Source organism: Bacillus sp. FSL K6-1218 (assembly GCF_038006445.1).
GTDB classification, from domain to species: Bacteria; Bacillota; Bacilli; order Bacillales; family Bacillaceae_G; genus Bacillus_A; species Bacillus_A thuringiensis_S.
The window spans coordinates 12,501-27,500 of sequence record NZ_JBBOVE010000001.1; the positions used below are offsets into that span (position 1 = coordinate 12,501).

Here is a 15,000-nt window from a genome sequence, read left to right on the forward strand (position 1 = left end):
AGGTAGGCGAGGAGAGAATCCTAAGGTGTGCGAGAGAACTCTGGTTAAGGAACTCGGCAAAATGACCCCGTAACTTCGGGAGAAGGGGTGCTTTCTTAACGGAAAGCCGCAGTGAATAGGCCCAAGCGACTGTTTAGCAAAAACACAGCTCTCTGCGAAGCCGTAAGGCGAAGTATAGGGGGTGACACCTGCCCGGTGCTGGAAGGTTAAGGAGAGGGGTTAGCGTAAGCGAAGCTCTGAACTGAAGCCCCAGTAAACGGCGGCCGTAACTATAACGGTCCTAAGGTAGCGAAATTCCTTGTCGGGTAAGTTCCGACCCGCACGAAAGGTGTAACGATTTGGGCACTGTCTCAACCAGAGACTCGGTGAAATTATAGTACCTGTGAAGATGCAGGTTACCCGCGACAGGACGGAAAGACCCCGTGGAGCTTTACTGTAGCCTGATATTGAATTTTGGTACAGTTTGTACAGGATAGGCGGGAGCCATTGAAACCGGAGCGCTAGCTTCGGTGGAGGCGCTGGTGGGATACCGCCCTGACTGTATTGAAATTCTAACCTACGGGTCTTATCGACCCGGGAGACAGTGTCAGGTGGGCAGTTTGACTGGGGCGGTCGCCTCCTAAAGTGTAACGGAGGCGCCCAAAGGTTCCCTCAGAATGGTTGGAAATCATTCGTAGAGTGCAAAGGCATAAGGGAGCTTGACTGCGAGACCTACAAGTCGAGCAGGGACGAAAGTCGGGCTTAGTGATCCGGTGGTTCCGCATGGAAGGGCCATCGCTCAACGGATAAAAGCTACCCCGGGGATAACAGGCTTATCTCCCCCAAGAGTCCACATCGACGGGGAGGTTTGGCACCTCGATGTCGGCTCATCGCATCCTGGGGCTGTAGTCGGTCCCAAGGGTTGGGCTGTTCGCCCATTAAAGCGGTACGCGAGCTGGGTTCAGAACGTCGTGAGACAGTTCGGTCCCTATCCGTCGTGGGCGTAGGAAATTTGAGAGGAGCTGTCCTTAGTACGAGAGGACCGGGATGGACGCACCGCTGGTGTACCAGTTGTTCTGCCAAGGGCATAGCTGGGTAGCTATGTGCGGAAGGGATAAGTGCTGAAAGCATCTAAGCATGAAGCCCCCCTCAAGATGAGATTTCCCATAGCGTAAGCTAGTAAGATCCCTGAAAGATGATCAGGTTGATAGGTTCGAGGTGGAAGCATGGTGACATGTGGAGCTGACGAATACTAATAGATCGAGGACTTAACCATATAATATGTAGCAAATGTTATCTAGTTTTGAAGGAATATGCCTTCATAGTTTGGTGATGATGGCAGAGAGGTCACACCCGTTCCCATACCGAACACGGAAGTTAAGCTCTCTAGCGCCGATGGTAGTTGGGACCTTGTCCCTGTGAGAGTAGGACGTCGCCAAGCAACTAAAAACACAAGTCTTTTGACTTGTGTTTTTTTATTTCCCATGAAATAGGTTAGGTTCTGTTAGTAAAAATGATGAAATATAGTAAGGGATTTTTTGAGCAGAAATATTAAGAAATTGATAAATAAATGGATAATCTTCAGAGCCATAGCTTCCAAGTAAGTCATACCACCAATCTGTTTCATACCTAGAAATCATGCTTAAATTATAGAGCAATAAATAATGAACAAGGAGTTCAGGTAATACTGGCTTAGGATTTCTAGGATCAGTCGTAAGTGGTAAATAATAAGTATTAGTAAGATGTTCATAGTATAAAGGAGTACTGTACATAGGATTCCATGATTGAATGGGTGCCGTAAAAAATAAATTCGATTCATTAGTTTTCTCAGGTACGTGTTGCATTGATAAATGCTTACAAGATGTTTCAATGTAGCGAGAAAATCTCTCTTTAGTCATATGTAATCGATCTAGTAGGTTGACTGAAAAGGAGAGCTCATTTTTAATTGTTGAATCGATTTTATATAAAGTTGATCCTTTTTGACTATAGCGAAACAAATTTTGTAATTCTGGAATATTTCCCATTAGTTCTAACATGTTAAATTTTTCTGCTTCTAAGTGTTTCATGTGAAACAGTTGTTCTGCAACATGAGTAAACAATCCGTTTTTTTGTACCTTCACCTCATCTTCTAAAAATTGATACCCTTGTTTTTTTCGTTTGCGAGTTGTAACGCCATGAGCTAAAACAGTAGTGGATTCAGGATAGTTAGGATCAATGGTTAGTAGACATGCTTTAAAAAGTTGACTAATTCCATAAAATAACAACATTGGTTGAATGGAAAATGGAGCTGTCTTATATAATTCATAATAATTTTTCCCGTGTTCTAAGTAATAAATAAAGGGATAACAATTTTCAAAACTTTTTTTTTCGGCATCCTGAATAGAGGATTTTTCATAACAACGGGCAAGATAACGTTGTACGTTTTGAGATGAAAAAAAGAAACTCAACTGCTGCCAAGTACAAGATGTTTGATGCATATATTACGCTCCTTTTATTGTCTAAAAATTCTAACATATATATACGTCCTTGACAGTATTTTAACCAATTGATAAGCTACTAATAATAATTTCTGGTATCATAGGGGGAACAATTATGTGGGAATCTAAATTTGTTAAAGAAGGTTTGACTTTTGATGATGTATTACTTGTACCAGCTAGGTCAGATATATTACCAAGAGAAGTAAGTGTTAAAACAGTTTTATCTGAAAGCTTACAGCTAAACATCCCGTTAATTAGTGCAGGAATGGATACAGTAACAGAAGCTGACATGGCTATTGCAATGGCTCGCCAAGGTGGTTTAGGAATTATTCATAAGAATATGTCTATTGAGCAACAAGCAGAGCAAGTTGATAAAGTAAAGCGCTCTGAAAGCGGCGTTATTTCAGATCCTTTCTTCTTAACTCCAGAACATCAAGTATATGATGCAGAACATCTTATGGGAAAATATCGTATCTCAGGTGTACCGGTTGTAAATAATTTAGATGAGCGAAAATTAGTTGGTATTATTACAAACCGTGATATGCGTTTCATCCAAGACTACTCAATCAAAATTTCTGACGTAATGACAAAAGAACAGTTAATTACAGCTCCAGTTGGTACTACACTGGAAGAAGCTGAAAAGATCCTACAAAAGTATAAAATTGAAAAACTCCCTCTTGTTGATAATAACGGTGTATTACAAGGGCTTATTACAATAAAAGATATTGAAAAAGTAATTGAATTTCCAAACTCTGCTAAGGATAAGCAAGGACGCTTATTAGTTGGAGCAGCAGTTGGTGTAACAGCTGATGCTATGCTTCGTATAGATGCATTAGTAAAAGCTAGTGTAGATGCAATTGTACTTGATACAGCTCATGGGCATTCTAAAGGTGTTATTGATAAGGTAAAAGAAGTTCGTGCTAAATATCCATCATTAAATATCATCGCTGGAAATGTTGCTACAGCTGAAGCAACGAAAGCATTAATTGAAGCTGGTGCAAACGTAGTTAAAGTTGGTATTGGACCAGGTTCTATTTGTACAACACGCGTTGTAGCTGGTGTTGGTGTACCACAATTAACAGCAGTTTATGATTGTGCAACCGAAGCTCGTAAACACGGTATTCCAGTTATTGCTGATGGCGGTGTTAAGTACTCTGGTGATATGGTGAAAGCTTTAGCAGCAGGAGCACATGTTGTTATGCTAGGTAGTATGTTTGCTGGTGTTGCCGAAAGTCCTGGAGAAACTGAAATTTACCAAGGTCGTCAATTTAAAGTGTATCGTGGTATGGGTTCTGTCGGTGCGATGGAAAAAGGAAGTAAAGATCGTTACTTCCAAGAAGGAAATAAAAAACTTGTCCCAGAAGGTATCGAAGGACGAGTGCCATATAAAGGACCTTTAGCAGATACAGTTCACCAATTAGTTGGTGGATTACGTGCTGGTATGGGATATTGCGGGGCACAGGATTTAGAATTCTTACGCGAGAATGCACAATTCATTCGCATGTCAGGTGCTGGCTTACGTGAAAGCCATCCTCATCACGTACAAATTACAAAAGAGGCTCCAAACTACTCATTGTAATGTCTTATATACAAATAGACAGAGATTTGATATCTCTGTCTATTTTTTTTTGATTATGTTAGAATAACGGTTATGTGAGTACATAGATATTGGGGGTAACAAAAGTGAAAGGTATGTTTTGCAAAAGATTCATTGCTTTGGTAACAGTGATTACACTAGCTTGTAGCATTTTTATGCCATATAGCAATGCATCAGCTGAAACAGGAGCCGCTTTAAACATTGAAGCAGGTGCGGCAATTTTAGTAGAAGCGAATTCTGGGAAAATTGTATATCAAAAGAATGCAGATGAATTATTATCCATTGCTAGTATGACAAAGATGATGAGTGAATATTTAGTTCATGAAGCAGTGGATAAAGGAAAACTTAAGTGGGACCAGAAAATTAAGGTTTCTGAATATGCATATAAGGTTTCACAAGATGCTTCATTATCAAATGTTGCATTAGAAAATGGTGGCTCTTATACAGTAAAAGAGTTATATGAGGCAATGGCAATCTTTTCTGCAAATGGTGCAACAATTGCATTGGCAGAAGCAATTGCAGGTAAAGAAGTAGACTTCGTAAAAATGATGAATGATAAATCGAAAGAACTAGGATTGAAAAATTATAAATTTGTCAATTCTACAGGTTTAACGAATAAAGATTTAAAGGGAATGCATCCTGAAGGAACAACAGCGGATGAAGAAAATAAAATGTCTGCAAAGGATGTTGCAACTTTAGCACAACATTTAATTAAAGATTATCCAAAAGTATTAGATACAGCAAAAATTCCTAAAAAAGAATTCCGTCCAGAAAAAGAGAAGTTTGCAATGTCAAACTGGAATTGGATGTTAAAGGGCTTAGTTAAAGAATATGATGGCGTAGATGGTCTGAAAACAGGCTCAACTCCAGAAGCAGGAGATTGCTTCACTGGTACGGTTGAAAGAAACGGAATGCGTTTTATTTCTGTAGTTATTAAAACAAGTTCTCATACAGCACGTTTTGATGAAACAAAGAAGTTATATGATTATGGATTTGCTAACTTTGAAGTGAAACAAATGTATAAAAAAGGTTCTTCAGTAAAAGGACAAGAAACAGTAAGAGTAGAAAATGCGAAAGATAAAGATGTAGAAGTTCAAACGAAACAAGCTATTTCACTTCCAGTGCCAAAAGGAAGTAAAGATGTTTATAAAACAGAATTAAAAGAATCAAGTAAGGGACAAGAAGCACCTATTAAAAAGGGAGCTGCGCTTGGTCAAATGGTAATTACGCCAAAAGATACAAACGACCCTGGATTTTTAACTGGTAAGTCGTTGCAAGTGGATCTTGTAACAACATCTGAAGTAGAAGAAGCAAACTGGTTTACTCGTGCTATGCGCGGAATTGGTTCATTCTTTAGTGGTATGTGGAATAGTGCTGTTGATACAGTAAAAGGTTGGTTTTAAAAGCTCCTCATGGTAGGGGCTTTTTTTTTATTCCTATTTTTCATACCGACTTTATGAAAAAGTAGTAGACAAGCATCTGATAGTTAGTGGTAGAATGTAAGAGTATTCTTAATTTTCGCCTTTAACGGGGGAAAGCAATTCACCTAGGGGGGTTTTTGTACATGACAAATGTAACAGGGACAGAACGTGTAAAACGTGGAATGGCAGAAATGCAAAAAGGCGGCGTTATTATGGACGTAGTTAACGCTGAACAAGCAAAAATTGCAGAAGAGGCAGGCGCAGTTGCCGTTATGGCATTAGAGCGTGTACCAGCAGACATTCGTGCAGCAGGTGGCGTTTCTCGTATGGCAGACCCAACAATCGTTGAAGAAGTTATGGGTGCAGTGTCAATTCCGGTTATGGCAAAATGCCGTATCGGTCACCTTGTAGAAGCACGTGTATTAGAATCATTAGGGGTAGACTATATCGATGAGAGTGAAGTATTAACTCCTGCTGATGAAGTATACCATTTAAATAAACGTGATTACACAGTTCCATTTGTATGTGGTTGCCGTGATATCGGAGAAGCTGCACGTCGTATTGCAGAAGGTGCATCTATGCTTCGTACAAAAGGTGAACCAGGAACAGGAAACATTGTAGAGGCAGTGCGTCATATGCGCCAAGTCAATGCAGAAATCCGTCAAGTTGCGAGTCTACGTGAAGATGAGTTAATGACATATGCAAAAAATACTGGTGCTCCTTACGAAGTATTACTTGAAATTAAACGTCTTGGTCGCTTACCAGTTGTAAACTTTGCCGCAGGTGGTGTAGCAACACCTGCAGATGCAGCATTAATGATGCAACTTGGTGCTGATGGGGTATTTGTTGGATCTGGTATCTTCAAATCAGAAAACCCAGAGAGATTTGCACGTGCAATCGTTGAAGCAACGACTCATTATGAAGATTACGAACTAATTGCAAGCCTTTCTAAAGGGTTAGGTAATGCAATGAAGGGTATCGAAATCTCAACGTTATTACCAGAACAACGCATGCAAGAGCGTGGATGGTAATTAAAGGAGAACTTTAAAATGGTGAAAATCGGTGTACTAGGTCTTCAAGGTGCAGTTCGTGAGCATGTAAAATCAGTTGAAGCAAGTGGTGCAGAAGCTGTTGTTGTAAAGCGTATAGAGCAACTTGAAGAGATTGATGGTCTTATTTTACCAGGCGGTGAAAGTACAACAATGCGCCGTCTTATTGATAAGTATGCTTTCATGGAACCACTTCGCACATTTGCAAAGTCTGGTAAACCAATGTTTGGTACATGTGCAGGGATGATTCTTCTTGCGAAAACACTTATTGGCTATGAAGAAGCACATATTGGTGCTATGGATATTACAGTTGAGCGCAATGCGTTCGGACGCCAAAAGGATAGTTTTGAAGCTGCGCTTTCAATTGAAGGTGTGGGTGAAGACTTCGTTGGTGTATTTATCCGTGCGCCGTATGTTGTAGAAGTAGCTGATAATGTTGAAGTGCTTTCTAAGCATGGTGACCGAATGGTAGCGGTAAGACAAGATCAGTTTTTAGCTGCTTCATTCCATCCGGAATTAACAGATGATCATCGTGTAACAGCATACTTTGTTGAAATGGTAAAAGAAGCGAAAATGAAAAAGTTGTATAAGTAACTTGCAACTTGTATAAGATTATAGTAAATTGATGGTAACAATTTTATAAAATAAGCGTGTTGATAGGAAATAGTAACAAATGTCGTTTCTTATAGAGAGTCGATGGTTGGTGGAAATCGATAGAAACAGTTTGTGAATCCATCCTGGAATGGAATGTGGAACATCTTTTAGATTAGTAAGCATTCCCGGTGAAGAGCCGTTATTTCTACTTGAGAGGAAAGCGGTAATGCTTTCAACTAGGGTGGCAACGCGGGTTAACTCCCGTCCCTTTATATAGGGACGGGAGTTTTTTGTGTTTTATAAAATAAAAGGAGGAGTATATAATGCTTGATATTAAATTTTTACGTACAAACTTTGAAGAAGTAAAAGCGAAATTACAGCATAGAGGTGAAGATCTAACTGATTTCGGACGTTTTGAAGAACTTGATACGAGAAGAAGAGAACTACTTGTTCAGACAGAAGAATTAAAAAGTAAACGTAATGAAGTGTCTCAACAAATCTCTGTATTAAAGCGCGAAAAGAAAGATGCAGAAGCTCTAATTTTAGAAATGCGTGAGGTTGGAGAAAAAGTAAAGGATTTTGATAACGAACTTCGTACAGTTGAAGAAGACTTAGAAAGATTAATGTTATCTATTCCAAATATCCCTCATGAGTCTGCTCCAGTCGGTGAAACAGAGGATGATAATGTAGAAGCGCGTACTTGGGGAGAAGTGAAAGAATTTACTTTTGAACCAAAACCACATTGGGATCTTGCTACTGATTTAGGAATTTTAGATTTTGAACGTGCTGGGAAAGTAACAGGAAGCCGCTTCGTATTTTACAAAGGTGCTGGTGCAAGATTAGAGCGTGCTTTAATTAGCTTTATGCTTGATCTTCATACTGATGAGCATGGATATGAAGAAGTATTACCTCCGTATATGGTAAACCGTGCAAGTATGACAGGAACAGGACAACTTCCAAAGTTTGAAGAAGATGCATTCCGTATTGAAAGTGAAGATTATTTCTTAATTCCAACAGCTGAAGTACCTGTAACGAATATGCATCGTGATGAGATTTTAAATAAAGAGCAATTACCTATAAGATATGCTGCATTTAGCTCTTGCTTCCGTTCTGAAGCAGGTTCAGCTGGTCGCGATACACGCGGTTTAATTCGCCAGCATCAGTTCAATAAAGTAGAGCTTGTGAAGTTCGTAAAACCAGAAGATTCTTATGAAGAGTTAGAAAAATTAACAAATGATGCAGAACGCGTGTTACAATTATTAGAGTTGCCATATCGCGTTATGAGCATGTGCACAGGCGATTTAGGATTTACAGCAGCGAAGAAATACGATATTGAAGTATGGATTCCAAGCTATGGCACATATCGTGAAATTTCTTCTTGTAGTAATTTTGAAGCTTTCCAAGCGAGACGTGCAAATATCCGTTTCCGCCGTGAGCCAAATGGAAAACCAGAGCATGTCCATACATTAAATGGATCTGGTCTTGCAATTGGACGTACGGTTGCAGCTATTTTAGAGAACTACCAACAAGAAGATGGTACAATTATAATTCCAGAAGTTCTTCGCCCTTATATGGGAGGAAAAACAGTTATTAAGTAAATTTAAACATTCATCGGTATGAGTGATTGGTAATTATGAGCGTTGTCAGTACTGTAATGTAGGAAGGGGAAAGTAAAATTTTCCTTTCCTCATAATTTATTTTAGTAGGGTTGACTAACTGTTTTTCTTTTGATATTATATTTGATGTCAATATGGAGGTATACCCAAGTCTGGCTGAAGGGATCGGTCTTGAAAACCGACAGGCGGCGAGAGTCGCGCGGGGGTTCGAATCCCTCTACCTCCTCCAGATATAATTGACAACAGCGCATATAAGTGGAGATTGGAGAACTCGTTACCAACACGTAACGAGTTTTTATTTTAAAACCAATCATAAAGTATGGTGTAAGGTAATTTTGTCCTTATTACACACTCATATTCCGATGATTATCTTCATAGATATGAAAGGAGTCAACATGGATCTTATTATACAAACGTTTCCTTTAGATGGAAAAACTTTATATTATGTACAATGTCCTGTCTGTAAGAACAATAGAATTTTAAACAGTGGTGCAAATGTGTCACGCATTATAAGCGATGATACATTCCGTAAACTTTGTGGTTGCACTTGTGATGTAAAGCAAGCTGAGACAAAAGTAGAGGCGCCAAAAAAGGTTGAAAAACCAGCTGTAAAGAAAGAGGCAGCTCCAAAACGTACAGGTAAAGTATTAACGGCAGTGATTAACGGGAAAGAAATGACTGTTAAAGAGATTGCTGAAGCATACGATATTAGTACAAGTACTGTTCGTCAGCGTATTAACGCAGGAAAACCTGAGAGTGAAATTATTGCTCCAACAAAGAAGAAGTAATTTAATAGGAAAACCCGTGCATATGCACGGGTTTTTTATTTTACAAGTTTACGTGTTTGTTTTAAAAAATGGCCAATTTTTTTAATGATTGGTTCGATTGAATCACCATCTTTTAAAATATCGTACTCATTAATATTTAAGCGTAATACAGGACATGAATTAAAGTTGTTAATCCAGTTTTCATAACGTCCATGCATTTCTTTCCAGTACTCAATTGGTGTTTGCTGTTCCATTGGGCGTCCGCGTTCTTGAATGCGATCGACAATATCATCGAAAGAACCTTCTAAGTAAATTAATAAGTCTGGATGAGGGAAGTAAGGAGTCATGACCATAGCGTCAAATAAACCTTTGTATGTTTCATAATCAGTTTCTGTCATTGTACCTTTTTCATGATGCATCTTTGCGAAAATTCCAGTGTCTTCGTAAATGGAACGATCTTGAACAAAACCGCCACCGTATTCAAAAATTCTTTTTTGTTCCTTAAATCGTTCTGCTAAAAAGTACACTTGTAGGTGGAAGCTCCAGCGAGTGAAGTCCGCATAGAATTTGTCCAAATATGGATTGGAATCTACTTTTTCAAATGATGTGCGATAACCTAAAGCATTAGCTAATGCGGTTGTCATAGTTGATTTACCCACACCTACCGTTCCGGCGATAGTGATTACTGCATCATTGGGTATATCATATTTTTGCCTTAAATTCATTATTATTTCGACTCCTTTAAGAGAGTATTTTGAAGGGCAGATAGGATGACGTTTAAATCATCAGGATTTTTTACAAAATCCATATCGTCTCCATTAAATTTCAATACTGGTATCTCCGGATGATCTTTTCTAAAAGTATCCATTGCTGTTTCATAATCTTTTGTGAGCTGTAGTAAGTAATTTGGATCCATGTTTTTTTCAAATTCTCTTCCGCGCAAGGCGATTCGTTTTTGCAATGTTTCTAGGCTAGCTGTTAAATAAACAATGACATTTGGCACAGGCATATCTTGTGTAAGGATACGATAAATTTGCATGTACTTGTCATATTGAGAGTCTTTTAATGTGCGGGATGCAAAAATTAAATTTTTAAAGATATGGTAATCCGCTACTACTGGTTTCCTTTGATTCAAATACTTTATGTTAATATCTTCTAATTGTTTGTATCTATTACAAAGAAAGAACATCTCTGTTTGAAAACTCCATTCGTCGATGTCTTCATAGAACTTTCCTAAAAAGGGATTTTCATCAACTATCTCTTTTAGTAAGTGGAGTTGCATGTGAGTTGAAATTTCCTTCGCAAGTGAAGTTTTTCCAACACCAATTGGTCCTTCAACCGTGATAAATGGTACTCCGGTCACGCTGTTTCCTCCTTTCAATCAGTGATTTACCGTGACTACTAAAAACACAAAACAGAATTATTGTAGCACAAGAGGGAAGCGAGTGGGTTAATTTGATATAAAAAGTTAGAAAATAGATATATGTATTAATTAAATTTTATTTTGGATGACGATGTTATATTTGCTTTCAATATAGTTTCCATTATTTTCAAAGCGTGTATATTATCTTGGTCGTTGTTAGAGGCGATACAATCCTGTGGTACATACAATTTATAATTTCTCATATGAGCATCATTAGCTGTAAATAGGATACATATATTCCCGGCAACTCCTGTTAATATTAGATTTTCTATTTTTAAATAACCTAGTAATGAATTTAAAGGTGTTTCATAAAAAGCGGAATAATGTGGTTTAATAAAAATGTAATCATCAGAACTTGGAGCAATCTTATGGATTATATTTTCACTATATTTATTTGTACAATGAGTAATAAGTTGGTCGATATCAGATCTCCAAAGTTGATAATGGTCATTAACGTAAATTATAGGATAGCCGAAGGATTTCATTTTTTTCTTTAATTGTAAAATAGGGTTTGTTATAGTTTCACATTTTTGAGCTAGAATGGGTCCGTGGGAAAATTGAAAATCATTAATCATATCGATAATGAGCAAGGCGGTATTTTTCATATGTAATCCCTCTCTTTTTCTTTTAGGGTGGATTGAATTTGTAAAAGTTATCCCCTGTGTAGTAAATGGAAATAAGTGTACTTTATTTGTAATGAAAGGACTATGTTATGGAACAAGATCGAGATATTTATTTTATGCAATTGGCGATAGAAGAAGCTAAAAAGGCAGAGGAAATACAGGAAGTACCAATTGGAGCAGTTATAGTGTTAGATGGTGAGGTAATTAGTGTTGCTCATAATTTAAGGGAAACTGAGCAAAGATCAATAGCTCATGCTGAGTTGCTAGCGATAGATGAGGCGTGTAAAAAATTAGGTACATGGCGTTTAGAAGATGCAACATTGTATGTAACATTAGAACCTTGTCCAATGTGTGCGGGTGGAATTGTTTTATCACGAGTGAAGCGAGTTGTATATGGTGCAAGTGATCCGAAGGGCGGATGTGCAGGGACATTGATGAATCTTTTAACGGATGAACGCTTCAATCATCAATGTGAAGTAGTAACTGGTGTACTAGAGGAAGAATGCGGTACGTTGTTAACAAACTTTTTTAGAGAGCTTCGTAAAAAAAGAAAAGCGATAAAAAAATTAGAGAAAAACAATGGGAACTAACGTATTTGCATTTTATAAAGAAACAAGTTATACTGATAATGCCTTTAATGAAGGCAACCGAATATTGGTTTTAACTTTGCCGTGCTAAGCGGGGAGGTAGCGGTGCCCTATACTCGCAATCCGCTCTAGCGAGGCCGAATCCCCTCTCGAGGTTATGTTGCTGTAAGGTCTGCCTTAAGTAAGTGGTGTTGACGTTTGGGTCCTGCGCAACGGGACCCCGTGAACCTTGTCAGGTCCGGAAGGAAGCAGCAATAAGCGGGTCTTCTCGTGTGCCGCAGGAGTGCCTGAACCGAGCTAACTGCTTGAGTAACGCTTATGGTACGTAATCGACGGAGGGTGCACGGCAGTTATATATGTATACAAAACTCACCTTAATACAAAGGTGAGTTTTTTGTATAGAAAATAACTTTTGGAATCTATAAACAGAATGGGTTATAATAAATGAGATAATAACCTTTGAGGGAGGCCGTATTTTCGTGTCATACCAAGCGTTATACCGAACATGGAGACCGCAAAAGTTCGAAGATGTAGTCGGTCAAAAGCACGTGACAAAAACGTTGCAAAATGCCCTTCTTCAAGAGAAAGTTTCACATGCTTATTTATTTTCTGGTCCGAGGGGAACAGGAAAAACGACAATTGCAAAAGTATTTGCAAAAGCAATTAACTGTGAACATGCTCCGGTAGCTGAACCTTGTAATGAATGTCCTTCTTGTTTAGGAATTACACAAGGATCCATTTCAGATGTATTAGAAATTGATGCGGCTTCAAATAACGGTGTAGATGAAATTCGAGATATTAGAGATAAAGTAAAATATGCTCCAAGTGCTGTAGAATATAAAGTATACATTATTGATGAAGTTCACATGCTTTCTATGGGTGCATTCAATGCGCTTTTAAAAACCTTAGAAGAGCCGCCAGGACATGTTATCTTTATTTTGGCGACAACAGAACCTCATAAGATCCCGCCTACAATTATTTCGCGTTGTCAGCGTTTTGAATTCCGAAAAATATCAGTGAATGATATTGTTGAGAGATTATCAACAGTCGTGACGAATGAAGGTACGCGAGTGGAAGATGAAGCATTACAAATTGTTGCACGTGCTGCTGAAGGTGGTATGCGTGACGCGCTTAGTCTTATTGATCAGGCTATATCTTATAGTGATGAGATTGTTACGACAGAAGATGTATTGGCCGTAACAGGATCTGTTTCTCAGCAATACTTAGGCAATTTAGTAGAATGCATACGTGAAAATGATGTATCAAGAGCATTACAGATCATAGATGAAATGATGAGTAAAGGGAAGGATCCAGTTCGTTTTATGGAGGATTTCATTTACTATTATCGTGATATGCTTTTATATCAAACTTCACCGCAACTAGAACATATGTTGGAACGAGTAATTGTAGATGATCAATTCCGTAAGTTGAGTGAAGAAATGCAACCGGAAGTGATCTATGAGATTATTCATACCCTTAGTAAGGGACAACAGGAAATGAAGTGGACAAATCATCCGCGTATTTTCTTAGAAGTTGTTATGGTGCAGTTGTGTCAACAGTTTATGATGCAAACAAACGGTACGGATCGTTTGCAAGCAATTATGAACAGGATGCAGCAATTGGAGAAAGAGTTAGAGCAAGTCAAAAAGAACGGTGTGCCAGCTGGTGTACAACAGGAAGTAAGAGAGACACGTGCAACACCAAAACCCGTACGAACAGGAAGTATGAAGATTCCTGTCGGGCGTGTAAATGAAGTATTAAAACAAGCGAAGCGTCAAGATTTAGAACAATTAAAAGCTGTATGGGGTGAGTTGTTAGGAAGACTCAAATCATATAACAAAGTAGCGTTTGCTGTTTTACTAGAAAATAGCGAACCAGTGGCAGCTTCAGATGACACTTACGTTTTAGCATTTCAATATGAGATTCACTGTAAGATGGCGAGCGAAAATCGAGAAGCTATGGATACAGTAGAACAAGCTTTATTTGAATTGCTAAGTAAAAGGTTAAATATGATTGCCATTCCAAAAAGTGAATGGGGTAAAATCCGTGAAGACTTTTTACAACGTGAAGGTGGAGAGTCTGAAGAAAGCCCGGAGAAAAAGGAAGACCCTCTTATAGAAGAGGCAGTGAAATTAGTAGGACAAGAACTCATTGAAATAAAAGAGTAATAATAATTAGGAGGAATTAATTATGATGCGTGGCGGAATGGGAAATATGAATAACATGATGAAACAAATGCAAAAGATGCAAAAAGACATGGCGAAAGCACAAGAAGAGCTTGGTGAAAAAACAGTTGAAGGTACAGCTGGCGGCGGAATGATTACAGTTATTGCAAATGGTCACAAGCAAATTCTTGAAGTGAAGATTAAAGAAGAAGTTGTAGATCCAGAAGATATCGAAATGTTACAAGACTTAGTGTTAGCTGCAACAAATGATGCACTTAAAAAGGCTGATGAGCTATCAAACTCTACAATGGGTAAATTTACAAAAGGCTTAAACTTACCAGGTGGAATGTTCTAGGGGGATATTGATACATGCATTATCCAGAACCAATATCAAAACTAATCGATAGTTTTATGAAGTTGCCAGGTATCGGACCGAAAACAGCGGTTCGATTGGCATTTTTCGTATTAGATATGAAAGAAGATGATGTGTTAGGTTTTGCGAAAGCACTTGTAAATGCGAAGCGAGATTTAGCGTATTGTTCTGTATGTGGACATATTACTGATCGTGATCCTTGTTATATTTGTAATGATTCGCATCGAGATCAATCAGTTGTTTGTGTCGTGCAAGAACCGAAAGATGTAATCGCGATGGAAAAAATGAAAGAGTATCAAGGTGTATATCATGTGTTACGTGGTGCGATT

The 15,000-nt window shown here is 38.4% G+C and carries 14 protein-coding genes, 1 tRNA gene, 2 rRNA genes, 1 other RNA gene and 1 other annotated feature (2 of these 19 running past the window's edge); of the genes, 14 read left to right on the forward strand and 4 right to left on the reverse strand.

The genetic code is table 11. The annotated features are described in order from the left end of the window. Together MHI26_RS00050 and rrf are read left to right on the forward strand one after the other, a co-directional pair. Window positions 1-1,255: ribosomal RNA gene (locus MHI26_RS00050) — 23S ribosomal RNA — on the forward strand; it begins 1,667 nt to the left of the window's first position. Between the two features lie 49 nt (window positions 1,256-1,304). Continuing rightward, window positions 1,305-1,420, forward strand: a 5S ribosomal RNA gene (gene rrf / locus MHI26_RS00055). 34 nt (window positions 1,421-1,454) lie between these two features. Here rrf and MHI26_RS00060 read toward each other — a convergent pair. Next, window positions 1,455-2,456 carry a YaaC family protein gene (locus MHI26_RS00060; RefSeq protein WP_000554293.1) on the reverse strand — a complete coding sequence of 334 codons (1,002 nt, stop codon included), beginning with the start codon at window positions 2,454-2,456 and terminating at the stop codon, window positions 1,455-1,457. A 115-nt stretch (window positions 2,457-2,571) separates the two neighbouring features. Here MHI26_RS00060 and guaB point away from each other — a divergent pair, with 115 nt between their 5' ends. From guaB to MHI26_RS00095, 7 genes are all read left to right on the forward strand, one after another. Further along, a complete protein-coding gene (gene guaB / locus MHI26_RS00065; RefSeq protein ID WP_000264089.1) occupies window positions 2,572-4,035 on the forward strand; it encodes an IMP dehydrogenase in 1,464 nt (487 codons plus the stop codon). A 113-nt stretch (window positions 4,036-4,148) separates the two neighbouring features. After that, window positions 4,149-5,456, forward strand: coding sequence for a D-alanyl-D-alanine carboxypeptidase DacA (dacA, locus tag MHI26_RS00070; RefSeq protein ID WP_140337655.1), 1,308 nt, complete (start codon window positions 4,149-4,151; stop codon window positions 5,454-5,456). 161 nt (window positions 5,457-5,617) lie between these two features. Beyond that, window positions 5,618-6,505 (forward strand): pyridoxal 5'-phosphate synthase lyase subunit PdxS, encoded by an 888-nt coding sequence (gene pdxS / locus MHI26_RS00075; RefSeq protein ID WP_000186166.1) that lies wholly within the window; start codon window positions 5,618-5,620, stop codon window positions 6,503-6,505. An 18-nt stretch (window positions 6,506-6,523) separates the two neighbouring features. Next, window positions 6,524-7,117 carry a pyridoxal 5'-phosphate synthase glutaminase subunit PdxT gene (gene pdxT, locus MHI26_RS00080; RefSeq protein ID WP_000238784.1) on the forward strand — a complete coding sequence of 198 codons (594 nt, stop codon included), beginning with the start codon at window positions 6,524-6,526 and terminating at the stop codon, window positions 7,115-7,117. 50 nt (window positions 7,118-7,167) lie between these two features. Continuing rightward, window positions 7,168-7,389, forward strand: a binding site (T-box leader). 51 nt (window positions 7,390-7,440) lie between these two features. After that, entirely contained in the window at window positions 7,441-8,715 is a 1,275-nt protein-coding gene (gene serS / locus MHI26_RS00085; RefSeq protein WP_000884173.1) for a serine--tRNA ligase, read from the forward strand. A 154-nt stretch (window positions 8,716-8,869) separates the two neighbouring features. Continuing rightward, a tRNA-Ser gene (locus tag MHI26_RS00090) sits at window positions 8,870-8,962 on the forward strand. A gap of 166 nt (window positions 8,963-9,128) precedes the next feature. Next, window positions 9,129-9,521 carry a DUF3797 domain-containing protein gene (locus tag MHI26_RS00095; protein ID WP_000364195.1) on the forward strand — a complete coding sequence of 131 codons (393 nt, stop codon included), beginning with the start codon at window positions 9,129-9,131 and terminating at the stop codon, window positions 9,519-9,521. A 35-nt stretch (window positions 9,522-9,556) separates the two neighbouring features. On the opposite strand, the gene MHI26_RS00100 is transcribed toward MHI26_RS00095, so the two are convergent. From MHI26_RS00100 to MHI26_RS00110, 3 genes are all read right to left on the reverse strand, one after another. Next, window positions 9,557-10,225, reverse strand: coding sequence for a deoxynucleoside kinase (locus tag MHI26_RS00100; protein ID WP_001053585.1), 669 nt, complete (start codon window positions 10,223-10,225; stop codon window positions 9,557-9,559). Window positions 10,226-10,227: 2 nt separating this feature from the next. Continuing rightward, on the reverse strand, window positions 10,228-10,863 hold the full coding sequence (locus MHI26_RS00105) for a deoxynucleoside kinase (protein WP_000148217.1): 636 nt from the start codon (window positions 10,861-10,863) through the stop codon (window positions 10,228-10,230). A gap of 125 nt (window positions 10,864-10,988) precedes the next feature. Then, a complete protein-coding gene (locus tag MHI26_RS00110) occupies window positions 10,989-11,528 on the reverse strand; it encodes an isochorismatase family cysteine hydrolase (RefSeq protein ID WP_000798737.1) in 540 nt (179 codons plus the stop codon). A gap of 107 nt (window positions 11,529-11,635) precedes the next feature. On the opposite strand from MHI26_RS00110, the gene tadA reads away from it, so the two are divergent. The 5 genes from tadA to recR all read left to right on the forward strand — a co-directional run. Then, window positions 11,636-12,136 carry a tRNA adenosine(34) deaminase TadA gene (gene tadA / locus MHI26_RS00115; RefSeq protein ID WP_000434338.1) on the forward strand — a complete coding sequence of 167 codons (501 nt, stop codon included), beginning with the start codon at window positions 11,636-11,638 and terminating at the stop codon, window positions 12,134-12,136. Between the two features lie 79 nt (window positions 12,137-12,215). Next, window positions 12,216-12,480, forward strand: an RNA gene (ffs, locus tag MHI26_RS00120) — signal recognition particle sRNA large type. Between the two features lie 132 nt (window positions 12,481-12,612). Next, window positions 12,613-14,301: a DNA polymerase III subunit gamma/tau gene (gene dnaX / locus MHI26_RS00125; protein WP_000121590.1), complete on the forward strand. Its 1,689-nt coding sequence runs from the start codon at window positions 12,613-12,615 to the stop codon at window positions 14,299-14,301. A gap of 25 nt (window positions 14,302-14,326) precedes the next feature. After that, window positions 14,327-14,653 (forward strand): YbaB/EbfC family nucleoid-associated protein, encoded by a 327-nt coding sequence (locus tag MHI26_RS00130; RefSeq protein ID WP_014894853.1) that lies wholly within the window; start codon window positions 14,327-14,329, stop codon window positions 14,651-14,653. Window positions 14,654-14,667: 14 nt separating this feature from the next. Then, window positions 14,668-15,000, forward strand: the 5' portion of a protein-coding gene (gene recR / locus MHI26_RS00135) for a recombination protein RecR (protein WP_000559169.1). It continues 264 nt past the right edge of the window; only the first 333 of its 597 coding nucleotides appear in the window; its start codon is at window positions 14,668-14,670; the stop codon falls past the right edge of the window.